Origin of the sequence: Streptomyces sp. NPDC059092 (assembly GCF_042756365.1) — a bacterium.
GTDB lineage: Bacteria > Actinomycetota > Actinomycetes > Streptomycetales > Streptomycetaceae > Streptomyces.
In genome coordinates, this window is the sequence record NZ_JBHZEJ010000053.1 from 13,388 (window position 1) to 27,059 (window position 13,672).

Annotated in this window: 8 protein-coding genes; 6 read left to right on the plus strand and 2 right to left on the minus strand. The window is 71.1% G+C overall.

The genetic code is table 11. The features are described 5' to 3' along the window. Positions 1-226 precede the first annotated feature (226 nt). The 3 genes from ACFXPL_RS26275 (at position 227) to ACFXPL_RS26285 (ending at position 5,537) form a co-directional block, all read left to right on the plus strand. On the plus strand, positions 227-2,008 hold the full coding sequence (locus tag ACFXPL_RS26275; RefSeq protein ID WP_384924108.1) for an FG-GAP repeat domain-containing protein: 1,782 nt from the start codon (positions 227-229) through the stop codon (positions 2,006-2,008). A gap of 313 nt (positions 2,009-2,321) precedes the next feature. Beyond that, positions 2,322-4,094 (plus strand): lysyl oxidase family protein, encoded by a 1,773-nt coding sequence (locus tag ACFXPL_RS26280; protein ID WP_384924110.1) that lies wholly within the window; start codon positions 2,322-2,324, stop codon positions 4,092-4,094. Positions 4,095-4,328: 234 nt separating this feature from the next. Then, positions 4,329-5,537: a S8 family peptidase gene (locus ACFXPL_RS26285; protein ID WP_384924112.1), complete on the plus strand. Its 1,209-nt coding sequence runs from the start codon at positions 4,329-4,331 to the stop codon at positions 5,535-5,537. Between the two features lie 87 nt (positions 5,538-5,624). On the opposite strand, the gene ACFXPL_RS26290 is transcribed toward ACFXPL_RS26285, so the two are convergent. Next, a complete protein-coding gene (locus ACFXPL_RS26290; protein WP_384924114.1) occupies positions 5,625-6,437 on the minus strand; it encodes a siderophore-interacting protein in 813 nt (270 codons plus the stop codon). A 72-nt stretch (positions 6,438-6,509) separates the two neighbouring features. Next, on the minus strand, positions 6,510-9,383 hold the full coding sequence (locus ACFXPL_RS26295; protein ID WP_384924116.1) for a glycoside hydrolase family 3 C-terminal domain-containing protein: 2,874 nt from the start codon (positions 9,381-9,383) through the stop codon (positions 6,510-6,512). Between the two features lie 412 nt (positions 9,384-9,795). On the opposite strand from ACFXPL_RS26295, the gene ACFXPL_RS26300 reads away from it, so the two are divergent. The 3 genes from ACFXPL_RS26300 (at position 9,796) to ACFXPL_RS26310 (ending at position 13,574) form a co-directional block, all read left to right on the plus strand. Further along, positions 9,796-11,475 carry an extracellular solute-binding protein gene (locus ACFXPL_RS26300; protein ID WP_384924118.1) on the plus strand — a complete coding sequence of 560 codons (1,680 nt, stop codon included), beginning with the start codon at positions 9,796-9,798 and terminating at the stop codon, positions 11,473-11,475. 24 nt (positions 11,476-11,499) lie between these two features. Next, the gene (locus ACFXPL_RS26305) at positions 11,500-12,576 is read left to right on the plus strand and encodes an ABC transporter permease (protein WP_384924120.1); all 1,077 of its coding nucleotides are present in this window, start codon (positions 11,500-11,502) and stop codon (positions 12,574-12,576) included. A gap of 125 nt (positions 12,577-12,701) precedes the next feature. Then, positions 12,702-13,574 (plus strand): carbohydrate ABC transporter permease, encoded by an 873-nt coding sequence (locus tag ACFXPL_RS26310; RefSeq protein ID WP_384924176.1) that lies wholly within the window; start codon positions 12,702-12,704, stop codon positions 13,572-13,574. The last annotated feature ends 98 nt before the right edge of the window (positions 13,575-13,672 follow it).

Consider the following 13,672-nt stretch of genomic DNA (forward strand, 5'->3'; position numbering starts at 1 on the left):
CGGCCGGGGGTTTCTCCCCATCCATACACTAAACGTCCACCCCCGCTTCACAATTGACTTGCTTTCAGGATCCGTTGGCGGATACACCTTGGGGACGACCTGGGGAGGCCGTCATCACTGACGGGGGCAGCTCCCGCCGCGCCACGCGCCGGCGGGTACGTCACGGTCGCGTCGGCACACACCACCGCCGCTCCCCGGGTGCGCCCGCACTCTGACTGGAGGCTGTATGTCGACTCCCGCGAGACCCTGGGCCCGCCGGCACCGGCGGATCACCCTGCCCGCCGCGCTCACCTGCGCCACCGTACTGGCCGGCGGTGTCCTGGCCGCTCCGGCCTCGGCCGCGGGCGAGGAGGGCGGGCCGCGGTCCACCGTCACCCTGCCGAAGCCGGGCGCCGGCGAGCGGCCCGCCTTCGCCGTCCCCGACCGCGGTTCCGACGAGGCGAAGGCGAAGGGCGCCGCCCCGTCCCGGACCGGTGCGGCGCGCGCCGCGGTCAATCGCGCCGACTTCAACGGCAACGGTCTCGGCGAGCTGGTCTACCGGACCAACTACGGCTCCGTATGGGTGGACTGGTCCACCGGCGGCGCCGAAGTCATCTCCGAGGACAACGCCGAGGTCAAGGACCTGCTGCTGCCCGGCGACCTCACCGGGGACGGCAAGCCCGACCTGCTGACCCTCTCCCCCACCGGTGCGCTGCGGCTGCACAGCGGGGCGAACGCCACCAGCGACGGCGGGATGACCTCGTACACCACGCTCAGCACCGGCTGGCAGGCGTACGACAAGCTGTTCGTCCCCGGCGACCTGAACGGTGACGGCAAGCCCGACCTGCTGGCGCGCAGCTCGGCGGGTCTCTTCCTCTTCCCCGGCACCGGTACCGGTTTCGGCGCCGGGATCCAGGTCGGCGGCGCCGGGTGGAGCCAGTTCGACCAGCTCATCGGTGTGGACGACGTCAACGGGGACGGTTTCGCCGACGTCATCGTGCGCAACGCGACGGGGCTGTACCTCTACCCGGGCAACGGCAGTGTCACCGGCTACCCGTTCAAGGACCGGATCCAGCTCGGCGGCACCGGCTGGCTCCAGTACAACCAGATCGTCGGCGGCGCCGACCTCAGCGGCAACGGCACCCCGGACCTGGTGGCCCGCTCGTACGACGGCACCCTCTACTACTACGAGGGCAACGTCGACGGCACCCTCGCCGCCCGGGAGACGGTCGGCGAGAACTGGGGCACACTCACCCAGTTCGCGGGCGCGGGCAACCCGCCGTTCTTCGGCAAGGACGGGGTGTTCGCCCGTACCCCGGGCGGCGACCTCTACTACTACTTCGCCACCGGTACCGGGCGCCTCAGCGAGCGGTACCTCGTCGGTGAGGGCTGGGACCCGGCCGACTCGCGGCTGACCCACTCCGTGTCGCTGCGCGCCAACGGCATCTCGGACCTGATCGAGCACAGCACGTACGACGGGGCCCTGTACAACACCGGCCTCTACGCGGCCGACAACCCGCAGATCGCGGGCGGCTCCAAGGCGTACAACCTGGTGATCGGCCCCGGGGACCTCGACGGCGACGGCAAGAGCGACCTGCTCTCCCGCAGCTCCACCGCGCTGTACTTCAACGCGGGCAGCGGCAACGGCCTTTCGGTGAAGGCCCGGGTGCAGGTGGGCGGCAGCGGCTGGATGCAGTTCAACACGATCGTCGGGGCCGGCGATCTGACCGGTGACGGCCGCGCCGACCTGGTCGCGCGCAGCTCCGAGGGCCTGTTCCTGTACGCGGGCACGGGCGACGCGAGCGCGCCGTTCGGCCCGAAGACGCAGGTGGGCGGCGCGGGCTGGAGCCAGTACAACAAGCTCACGGCCCCCGGCGACCTGAACGGTGACGGCCGCGCGGACCTGCTGGCGTCCAACTCGGCGGGCGAGCTGTACTTCTACGCGGGTACGGGCATCGCCGCGACGCCCTTCAAGGAGCGCGTGAAGATCGGCTCCGGCGGCTGGAACCAGTACGCCGACCTGGTCTGACGACCCGGTCCCACCGGACCGCGCCCCGCACCGGGGCGCCTTTGTCATGTCCCGGGCCTGAACGCGGCCGTCCGTTTACCACGCCCGCCGGAAGCGGGGAAGCGTTCCCGCCCTGAATTGGCCGGATCCGCCGGACACCGCATAGATCCGGCCAAGGATCGGTCACTTCAGGGGCCACGGGCAACCGGAGAGGACGTCTTCGGATCTCACAGGTTGCTCACAGCTTCGGTCCGGGCGCATCGGGATGTACCGGTACGAATCGCGAGCCTCCTTTCCCCTTCCCCGCCCCTGTGGCAGACCAGACGAGGAATCAATGACCAGACATCCTTACAGCCGCGCACGGCGTTCGGCGATCGCCGGCGCCGCCGCGCTCTCCGTGGTCGCGGGCGTGGCCGGAGCCGCGCCCGTCGCCGGAGCGGCCACCGCCGCCGAGCCTACGGCCCCGCAGCTCAGCCTGATCGCGGCCTCGAAGTCGGTGACACTCGACCGGTGGGAGGGCGAGCCGGGGGTGTACGTGGACCTCGGCACCTATGTCACCGTCGAGGGCGGGCCCCTGGAGTTCCGGGTGACGCGCGCGGACGACTTCAAGACGCCCGTGGTCGCCCAGCAGATCATCCACAAGGGCTCCACGAAACGCGTCAAGAACCTCCCGCAGGGGATGGTGACGGACTTCTCCGGCCTTCAGGGCTTCCTCCAGGTCACCTACACCGACGCCGCCGGCAAGCAGGTGCTCACGACCGACGAGAGCTTCTGTCCGAACAACGCGTCGGGGCGGATACGGCCCGACGCCCCGGCGACCTCGAAGTATCCGGAGAGCTGCCCGACGAACCCCTTCACCCTCGGTTCGGTGTGGGGCGTCGAGAACGGCTGGGCGACCAACACCAGCCGGCGGTACGACGGGGAGCCGGTCGATCTGCCGGCCGGCGAGTACACCGCCAAGGTCGCCGTGGCGAAGCGGTACCGCGATCTGTTCGGCATGGCGGACAAGCCGCAGACGGTCAAGGTGACCGTACGGGAGATCAAGGACGACGGCGGGGGCGTGGGCTTCGGCGCGGACGCCAGGTCCGCCCCGTCGGCGCGGGAGCGCGCGGCGTCGGGTCACTCCGGTCACGCCATGCCCGGTCACTCCATGCCCGGTCACGCCATGAGCGGCCACTCCATGGGGACCGGCTCGGCGGCGCCCGCCACGGCGCACGGAGGCCACCATGACGGCCGCGGCGCCGACGCCCCCACCCCGCCCGAGCTGCCGCACGTCCTCACGAACGGCGGCAAGGCCGTCAGCAGGTCCGCGCAGCCGGGCGACGGCGCCGGGAGGACCGACGGCTCGCGGATCAAGCCCGCGCTGAAGGCCGCGGCCCAGCGCCCGACCGGCCGGGCGAGCGTCCCCGACGTACCCAAGCCCGACCTGCGGGCCCTGCCCGCCTGGGACATCGCCATCACGGACGGCGAGGACGGCGACATAGCGGGCAAGGACTACCTGGCGTTCAGCGCCAACGTGTGGAACGCGGGTCCGGCGCCGCTGGTGGTGGACGGCTTCCGTTCGCCCGGCAAGGACCTGATGGACGCGTACCAGTACTTCTACGACGCCGACGGCAAGCAGGTCGGGTACTCCCCCTCCGGGACCATGGAGTGGGACGCCCGGGTGGGCCACGAGCACTGGCACTTCACCGACTTCGCCAGCTACCGGCTGCTCGGCGCCGATCAGAAGGAGGTCGTGCGCAGCGGCAAGGAGGCGTTCTGCCTGGCCAACACCGACGCCATCGACTACACGGTGAAGAACGCCAACTGGGCGCCGAACAACACCGATCTGTCCACCGCGTGCGGTGAGCAGAACTCGATCTCGGTGCGCGAGGTGCTGGACGTCGGCTCCGGTGACACGTACACCCAGTACCGTCCCGGCCAGTCCTTCGAGATCACGGACCTGCCGAACGGCACCTACTACATCGAGGTGCTCGCCAACCCCGAGAACCGGCTGCACGAGACGGACCTCTCCAACAACGTCGCGCTGCGCAAGGTGGTCCTGAGCGGCAAGCCGGGCGCCCGCAAGGTGACCGTGCCCCCGCACCACCTGGTCACCGCCCCGTGACCGGACCCCGCTGAACACCCCGGCCCCGGGCTGCCCACACACCGCCCGGGGCCGGGGCCTCGCGGGCGGCGTTCGACCCATACGTCCGCAAGCGTACGCATCCTCAATTCCACTTCATTTCCTGGTCATGTCATGACTATGACATCCCGTCAGTTCTCCTTGATCCCGGCCACCGCTCTCCGCGATCGTCTCGGTACGTACCCCCACCGCACCACGACGAGGAGGATCCCTCACATGGCAGTGATACGTACCACCAAGCACCGGATCGCCGCGGCGGTCACCGCGGTCGCGGCCACCGCCGCCCTCGGCGCCGCCGCCCTGCCCGCCCAGGCGGCGCCCGCGCCCGGCGCCGTTGTCGGGGCCGGGAGCCAGGACGCCGTGAGCGGCAGCTACATCGTCACGCTCAAGGAGAGTTCCGGGCTCAAGGCCGCCTCGGCCTCGGGCCGCGATGTGGTCGCCGAGTACGGCGGCACCGTCAAGCGGACCTACACCGCCGCGCTCAACGGCTACGCCGCCACCCTGTCGGCCGGCCAGGCCCGCAGACTCGCGGCCGACCCGGCGGTCGACCAGGTCTTCCAGGACCGCACCGTGCGCGCCCTCGCCACCCAGACCAACCCGCCGTCCTGGGGCCTCGACCGCATCGACCAGGCGTCGCTGCCGCTGAACGGCTCGTACACCTACCCCGACACGGCGGGCGAGGGCACGACCGTCTACGTCATCGACACCGGGGTCCGCATCACCCACCAGGACTTCGGCGGACGGGCGTCGTACGGTTACGACGCCGTCGACAACGACAGCACGGCGCAGGACGGAAACGGCCACGGCACGCATGTCGCCGCCAACGCCGCGGGCGCCTCGTACGGTGTGGCCAAGAAGGCCAAGGTGGTGGCCGTACGGGTGCTCAACAACGCGGGTTCGGGGACGACGGCCCAGGTCGTCGCCGGGATCGACTGGGTCACCAGGAACCACAGCGGCCCGTCCGTCGCGAACGTCTCGCTCGGGGGCGGCGCCGACGCCGCGCTGGACACGGCGGTGCAGAACTCGATCGCGAGCGGGGTGACGTACGCGGTCGCCGCCGGCAACAGCAACGCCAACGCGCAGAACTACTCGCCGGCCCGGGTCCCCGAGGCGATCACGGTCGGGGCGACGACCAGCACCGACGCGCGGGCCAGTTACTCCAACTACGGCGCGCGGGTGGACCTCTTCGCCCCGGGCAGCTCCATCACCAGCGCCTGGAACTCCTCGGACACGGCGACCAGTTCGATCTCGGGCACCTCGATGGCCACCCCGCATGTCGCCGGGGCGGCGGCGGTGTACCTCGCCGGGCACCCGAGCGCCACCCCTGCGCAGGTCGCCACGGCGCTCGTGAACGGCGCCACCTCGGGGGTGGTGACCGGCCCGGGCACCGGCTCGCCCAACAAGCTGCTGCGCCTGGTCCCGTAGCGGACCCGGCCACCGCCGAGGATCCGGCCTTCCCGGGCCGGCGCACAGGACGCCCGTCGCCGATCAGGCGGCGGGCGTCGCGCCGTTTCAGCCGACGCCGCCCCTGCCGTGCTTCCAGTAACCCAGGAACGACACATGGGACTTGGGTATCCCGCGCTCCTTGACGAGGTAGCGGCGCAGTCCGGTGGCGAGCCCGCTCTCGCCCGCGACCCAGGTGTAGAGCGGCCCTTCGGGCAGCGGGGTGGACATCGCCGTGTGCAGCGCCAGCCGTCCGGGCACCCCGCCGCGGCCGTCCCGGTGCAGCCACCGCACCTCGACACCGGGCGGCGCCGTGATGTCACGGATGTCGCCGGGGTGCGGGACTTCGAGCAGGACCCGCGCCACCAGGTCCTCGGGGGCGCTCTCCAGGACGGCGAGCACGGCGGGGACGGCACTCTCGTCCGCGACCAGGAACTGGCTCCGCGCGTCCGGCGCGGGCCGATAGCCGATGCCCTCGTCGAACAGGCCCACCGGGTCGCCGGGGCGCGCCCTGCCGGCGAACGCGGAGGCGGGTCCGGCGTCACCGTGCAGGGCGAACTCGATGTCGAGTTCGAGGACTTCGGGGCGGAAGGCGCGCACGGTGTAGTTGCGGACCCAGGGCCGCACGGAGGGCCGCATCAGCAGGTACTGGGCGAGCCAGCCGTTGTGGGAGGCCGTCGGCATGGCGAGTTCGCGCTGTCCCTCGCGGCGGAAGAAGAGCCGGCAGCACTGGTCGAAGCCCCGCGCCTCGAAGTCCGCCAGCTCGGGGCCCGCGAGGGTGAGCGTCACGAAGCTCTCACAGGTCCGGGCCGTGCGCGCCACCTCCGCGCGCACCATGGAGCGGCGCGCGGGGGCCTTCACCTTGGCCATGAAGCCTCCCATCGAGTTAGGTTAGCCATACCTTACTTCACTCGGACGGTTGTACGGACCTCCGCGTGCCGCGCCCGGACCGGTTCAGCCGGCGAAGCCGATCCGGGCCAGGCGCACCGACCCGCCCAGGGTGACGCGCAGGTCGGCCACGCCGGTGAGCGGGGCGTCCGCGTGGAGCGTCGTGTACGCGTACGGGCCTCCCCCGGTCGGCGGGACGTCGACGAACGCGACCGCCCCGGCGCCGGCGCCGGCGAGCGAGATCTCCACCGAGCCCTCGCCCGCCACCTCCACGGAGACGGTGGCCACCCCCTCCCCGAAGTCGCAGCCGTTGAAGAGCAGTTCACCGGAGCCGTGCAGGGGGGTCACCGCGTCGCCGGAGCTCTTCGTCCGGTCGACGATCGCGGTGCCGGTCTGCTCGTCGTAGTCCGCGGCGGACAGGCCGTCCTTCACCACGGAGCGGGGGCGCGGGGTCGAGCCCTCGACGGCGACCGGGACCGAGCAGCGGATGTCCGCGCTGGAGGCGGCGGCCTCGAAGACATACGTTCCCGCCGGCACGGTCCACGCCCCGTGCGCCACGTCGTAGTGGCCGAGGGCGGCCGTCTCCACGGTCAGCTCGACCGTACGGGAGGCCCCGGCGTCGAGCCGGACGCGGGCGTGGCCGACGAGCCGCCGGTGCGGGCGGTCCTGGCGGGGCGCGGCCTCCCGTACGTAGAGCTGCACGACCTCGTCGGAGGCGTGGGGGCCGGTGTTGGTGACCGTGACCCGGGCCCGGACGGTGGTGCCGTGCGCGCCGGGCGGGTCCACCACCAGGTCGTCGTGGTCGAAGGACGTGTACGACAGGCCGTGCCCGAAGGCGTAGAGCGGCGCGCCGTCGAAGTAGAGATAGGTCTGCCGTCCGCCGATGATGTCGTAGTCGAGCAGACCGGGCAGATCGGTGTCGGCCGCGTACCAGGTCTGCGGCAGCCGGCCGGCCGGGGAGACGTCGCCGGCCAGGATCCGGGCGAGCGCCGTGCCCGCCGCCTGTCCGCCGTGGGCCGTCCACAGCAGCGCCGGGAGTGCAGCGTGCGCGTCGGCAACGGCGTAGGGGTAGGCCGAGGTCAGCGCGAGGACGGTGCGCGGATTGGCGGCGTGGGCGGCGCGCCACAGCCGGTCCTGCTGATCGGGCAGGGCGAGGGTGTCGCGGTCCTCGGTCTCGCGGCCGTTGATGTGCGGGTCGTTGCCCGCCACGACGACGACCACGTCCGCGTCGGCCGCGGCGCGGGCCACCGCCTCCTCCCCGCGTTCGGTGATCACGACCTCGAAACGCTCGCCCCGGTCGGCAACCTTCAGGCCGTCGGCGGCGACAGAGACATGTCGGCCGGTTCCCAGGTGCAGGAGGAGGTGTCCGCCCCGATGTTCTTCGAGCCGGAAGGTCTCCTGGACGACCCAGCCGCCCGGCTGGTCCGCGGCGGCCCGTACGTACCCGTCCTCGGCGACCGAGAGATAGCGGCCGTCGGGGGCGCGCAGGGTGAGGATCCCGCCGCCCCAGTCGATCAGGGCGAGTTCGGCCGCGTCGGCCTCGCTCGCCCCTGCGGTCAGCGGGGGCAGATCGGTGCGGCCCGCGAGCAGCGCCGGGTCGAGGGCGCCCTCCGCGCCGCGCGCCGCGGTCCGTCCGTCCTCCGGTGTGCCGGGGCCCGGTACCGTCACCCATCCGCCGGACCCGGTGGCGCGCAGCCGTACCCGGTCCGCGCCCTCGGCGAAGGTGACGTGGTCGGCGCCGAAGCGCTCGCGGATCCCGTCCAGCGGGGTGGAGCGGTGGATGAGGGTGCCGCTGTACCAGTCGAGTTTGCACGCGTCGGCGAGGAGCCCGGCCACCGCGATCCGCCGGCCCGGCGCGAGGGGCAGCAGGCCGTCGTTCTTGAGCAGGACGACGGCCTGTTCGGCGGCCTCCTGGGCGAGCGCCCGGTGCCCGGGGGTGTCCCAGCCGTCCTCGTGCGAGATGTCCGCGTACGGGTCGAGGCCCGGGTCGAACTCGCCGAGCGCGAAGCGGACGGACAACTGGCGCCGTACCGCCGTGTCGATGTCGTCCTCGTCGATCAGCCCCCGCTCCAGGGCGCCCCGGATCCTGGCGACCGTCAGGGAGGGGTCGGTGCCGTGGTCGGTGAAGCTGTCGACGCCGGCGCGCAGCGAGGCGGCGGTGGCCTCCTCGTGGGTGGCGTGGTACGCCTCGGAGTCGACGAGGTTGCTGGGCGCGCCCGCGTCGGAGCAGACGAGCAGGTCCCGGTCGGTCCAGGTGCGCAGGTGCTCGCGCAGATACGGCGAGACGTGGTTGGGGCGTCCGTTGACCAGGTTGTACGCGGGCATGACGCCGGCCACGGCGCCCGCCTCGACGGCCGCGCGGAAGGCCCGCAGGTCGTACTCGTGCAGGACGCGTGGCCGGACGGAGGAGGACGTGGTGTCGCGGGCGCTCTCGTTGTTGTGCGCGAGCCAGTGCTTGAGCACGGGTGCCGTACGCCAGAAGTCCGGGTGGTCACCGCGCAGGCCCCGGGTGTAGGCGACGGCGATCGCGGAGGTCAGTTCCGGGTCCTCGGCGTACCCCTCCTCGTTCCTGCCCCACCAGGGGTGGCGCAGCAGGTTGACCGTGGGGGCCCAGACGTTGAGACCGACCCGGTCGTCGCGGGTGCGCATGGCCCGTACCTCGGTGGAGACGGCCTCGCCGATCCGGCGCACGAGGTCCTCGTTCCAGGTGGCGCCGAGGCCGACGGCCTGGGGGAAGACGGTCGCCGGTCCCATCCAGGCCACCCCGTGCAGCGCCTCCTGTCCGGTGCGGAAGGCCGCGACGCCCAGGCGCTCCACCGCCGGCGCGTACTGGTGCAGCAGGGCGGTCTTCTCGTCGGGGGTGAGCCGGCCGAGGAGGTCGTCGACGCGTGCGGCGCGGGGCGACCACGGGTCACGGAAGGGCGGCTGGTCTGGCGTCACGGGCGTTTCCCCTTGGCGGTGTTCGAGGCTGGCTCTCGGGTTGACGGACTTTCGAAGCGCTTCGATGCTCCGAGTCCCGTCGCCGCGTGTCAAGGCGTGCTCCGGCGACGGTCCGGGATCTCCGGGGATCGGCAACACGCTCTGTTCCTGGCCCTGTTGATAAGACATGACGCGTCGTCAAGGAATCTTGGGATCGGCTCTTGTGCCCCTCGGGACGTTGATTTAACCTCGCAGCAACATCGAAGCGCTTCGACAGTTTCGACAGTTCCTGGCCGGCCCGCGGGACGGCCCGCTCGCGCCCCACCGCTTCGGATCGGCCGGACACACCGCTCACGCCCGTTCCACGTAGGACCTCGCAGCCGACCGGCGACCCTCCGCCGGGTGTTCCGGCGCACCACGAAGGGTTGACGCAATGACGCCGAAGTCCTCCTCCGCCCCCAGCCGGAGAAGCTTCCTCGCCTCCACGGCGGTCGCCGCCGCCGCGGTGGCCGGCGGGGCACCGCTGCTCAGCGCCTGTGGCGGCGGGCAGAGCGGGAAGAAGGAGGGCACCACCTCCGGGAAGGACGCGCAGAAGATCCTTCCGGCCTTCGTGGCGCAGAGTGCCGTCCCGCCGGACATCCCGTCGAAGAACGGGTCTTCGGCGGGGTTCACCCAGGTCATCCCCACGGCCGAGCTGACGGCCTCCCTCCCGGAGAAGCTCGGCAAAGGGAGCACCATCAGGATCATGTCCCCGTTCTGGGGCACGCCTCCGGCCGGTTCGAACGCCTACTACAAGGCGATGAACGAGGCGATCGGGGTCAAGACGGTCTGGCAGAACCAGGACGGCAACACCTACGACGAGAAGCTCGGCGCGGTGCTCGCCTCCAGCGACATCCCCGACATGGTGATCCTGCCCGGCTGGAACCTGACCGGGAAGATCCCCGGCGCCGTCAACGCCAAGTTCGAGGATCTCGGCCCGTATCTCTCGGGTGACAAGGTCAAGGACTTCCCCCACCTCGCGGCCGTCCCGACCGACGCGTGGCAGCGTTCGATCTTCGGCGGCGCGCTGCGCGGCATCCCGATGCCGGCTTCGTACGTCGTGAACATCGCGCCCTTCTACCGCAAGGACATCTTCGACAAGGAGGGCTACGAACTCCCCACGACGGCGGACGAGTTCCTCGCCCTCGCCAAGGACATCACGAGCGCCAGGTCGAAGGTGTGGGCCTGCGACGACATGAAGTGGACCGCCTTCAACGTGTTCGGCGTGCTGTCGGGCAGCGACAAGGCGCTGTGGTGGGACCTGGTCGACGGCAAGCTCGTGAACCGGATCGAGACGCCCGAGTACCTCGAAGCCCTGGAGTGGACGAGGAAGCTGTACGCGGCCAATGTCGTCCACCCGGACGCCAAGGCCGTACAGGGTGACGGGAGCATCCGGTTCACCTCGGGCCAGGTGCTGATCTACAACCAGGACCTGTCGCACTGGTACGCCAAGTCCGTGGAGCAGACCGGCAAGACCAGGGCCGAGTTCGAGATGGGCGCGCTGGACATCTTCGGCCACGACGGCGGGGATCCGCGGCTCTACGCCGTGCAGCCCGCGAGCATCTGGGCCTTCGTGAAGAAGGGCTCGTCCCAGGAGCTGATCAGGGACGTGCTGGCCGTCTCCAACTTCACCGCCGCGCCGTACGGCACCAAGGAGCGGATGCTCACCGACTACGGCGTCGAGGGCACCCACTACACGGTGAAGGACGGGCTGCCGGTCAAGAACGATCAGGGCAACACCGATGTCGTCGGCGCCTTCGACTACACCGGTGACCCGGCCCCGTACATCGCCCACCCGGACCGTGCCGACATCGCCAGGGCGCAGGTGGAGTGGCAGCAGCGGATGGGCGCCTTCACCAGGAAGACCTCCTTCTACGGGCTGACCATCACCGAGCCCAACCGCTGGACCAACCTCGCGGACAACTTCGAACAGCTGGAGGACGACATCGTCCGCGGCCGTAAGAAGGTCGGGGACATGCAGCAGGCCGTCTCCGAGTGGAAGAGCCAGGGCGGGGACGAGCTGCGCGACTGGTACAAGAAGCTGCACGACACGTCCGGCTCGGCCGCGAACTGACGCACACGAAGCGAGGAGTCCAACGTGTCGCACAGCGCAGCGCCGGACGCGCCGCCCGCCGAGGACGGCGATCAGGACCGGACGGCAGAAGCGGCGGGCGCCCCGCGGGCGCGGGCCCTGCCCGGGGCGTCGGGCAGGAAGCCGGGCCGGGAGAAGGGGAACGGGAAGGAGCCGAAGCTCGGGTGGCGGATCCGGTTGCGCCGGGACCGGACCCTCATCCTGATGACCCTGCCGGCGCTGCTGCTGGTGCTGGTCTTCAACTACATACCGATCCTCGGTAATGTCGTCGCCTTCCAGGACTACGACCCGTATCTCAGCGACAACGGCTTCGTCGCCATGGTCCAGAGCCCCTGGGTCGGCTTCGATCAGTTCCAGCGGATCTTCTCGGACTCCGCGTTCTGGGCGGCTGCGCGGAACACCCTCGTCCTGTTCCTCCTCCAGCTCGTGCTCTACTTCCCCCTCCCCATCGTGCTGGCGCTGCTCATCAACAGTGTGATCAGGCCCCGGGTACGGGCGGTCGCGCAGGCCGTCATGTACCTCCCCCACTTCTTCTCCTGGGTGCTGGTCGTCACCGTCTTCCAGCAGATCTTCGGCGGCGCGGGGATCATCGCGCAGACCCTGCGGCAGCACGGCGTCGAGGGGTTCGACCTGATGACCGACCCGGGCATCTTCAAGTTCCTGGTGACGGCCGAGGGCGTCTGGAAGGACGCCGGGTGGGGCATCATCGTCTTCCTCGCGGCCCTCGCCTCCGTCAACCACGAGCTGTACGAGGCGGCGGCCATGGACGGCGCGGGCCGCCGGCGGCGGATGTGGCATGTCACCCTGCCCGCGCTGCGCCCGGTGATCGCCCTGCTGCTGGTGCTGCGGGTGGGCGACGCGCTGACCGTCGGCTTCGAGCAGATCCTGCTCCAGCGGGACGCCGTGGGGCGGGACGCGGCGGAGGTGCTGGACACCTTCGTGTGGTGGTCGGGCATCAGGAACCAGGACTTCGGCTACGCGGCGGCGGCCGGCCTGATCAAGGGCGTCATCGGGCTCGGGCTGGTCCTCACGGCCAACAAGGTCGCCCATCTCATGGGTGAGCAGGGGGTGTACAAGAAGTGAGTCCCACCGACACCGACACCGGTGGCGGCCCCGCCGCGCGCACCGCCGACGGCGGCCCCGGCCCCTCCGGTGCGGGCGGCGGGGCGCCGCGCCCGCCGGGCCGCTGGGCCGCGCCGCCGCGCCCCGTGTGGGAGGAGGAGCCGACCAGGGCGGGCCTCGCGGGCAAGGGGATCGCGCTCACCGCCGCCTGCTTCGCGATCCTCTTCCCGCTGTGGATCGTGATCGTCACCAGCCTGTCCTCCCGGGACACCATCACCGAGACCGGCGGACTGGTGGTGATCCCCAAGGACCTCACCTTCGTCGCCTACCAGGAACTGCTCGGCGGCGGCCAGGTGCAGCGCGCCGCCCTGGTCAGCCTCGGCGTGACCCTGGTGGGCACGCTGTTCAGCATGACGGTGTCCGTCCTGTGCGCGTACGGGCTCGTCCGTACGAACTCGCTCGGGCACCGCTGGATCCTGATGACCCTGCTCGCCACCCTGTTCTTCGGTGCCGGTCTGATCCCCACGTATCTGCTGGTGCAGTCGCTGGGGCTGACCGACACCTATCTGGCGCTGATCCTGCCGAGCGCGGTGAGCGTGTTCAACATCCTGGTGCTGCGCTCGTTCTTCATGAACATCTCCCCGGAGCTGATGGACAGCGCGCGCATCGACGGCGCGGGCGATCTGCGGATCCTCTGGCAGATCGTCATGCCGCTCTCGCGTGCCGTCATCGCGGTCATCGCGCTGTTCTACGCGGTCGGTTACTGGAGCGCCTGGTTCAACGCGTCGATCTACCTGACCGATCAGGACATGATGCCGCTGCAGAACGTGATGATCCAGCTCGTCCAGAAGCAGGAGCCGCCGACGGGACTCGGCCAGCAGATCAAGACAGGGCAGCTCTCGCCGCTCTCGGTGCAGATGGCGGTCATGGTGCTGGCGCTGCTCCCCGTCGCGGTCGCCTCGCCGTTCGTCCAGAAGCACTTCAGGAAGGGCATGCTCACGGGCGCCGTCAAGGGCTGACCGCGGCCCGGCCGCCCCGTGCCCGCGCACAACAAGCGCAGCACCGCCGCTCGTCCGACAGCACAGCACCCCCGCTCGTCCACTCCCCCACCGACGGA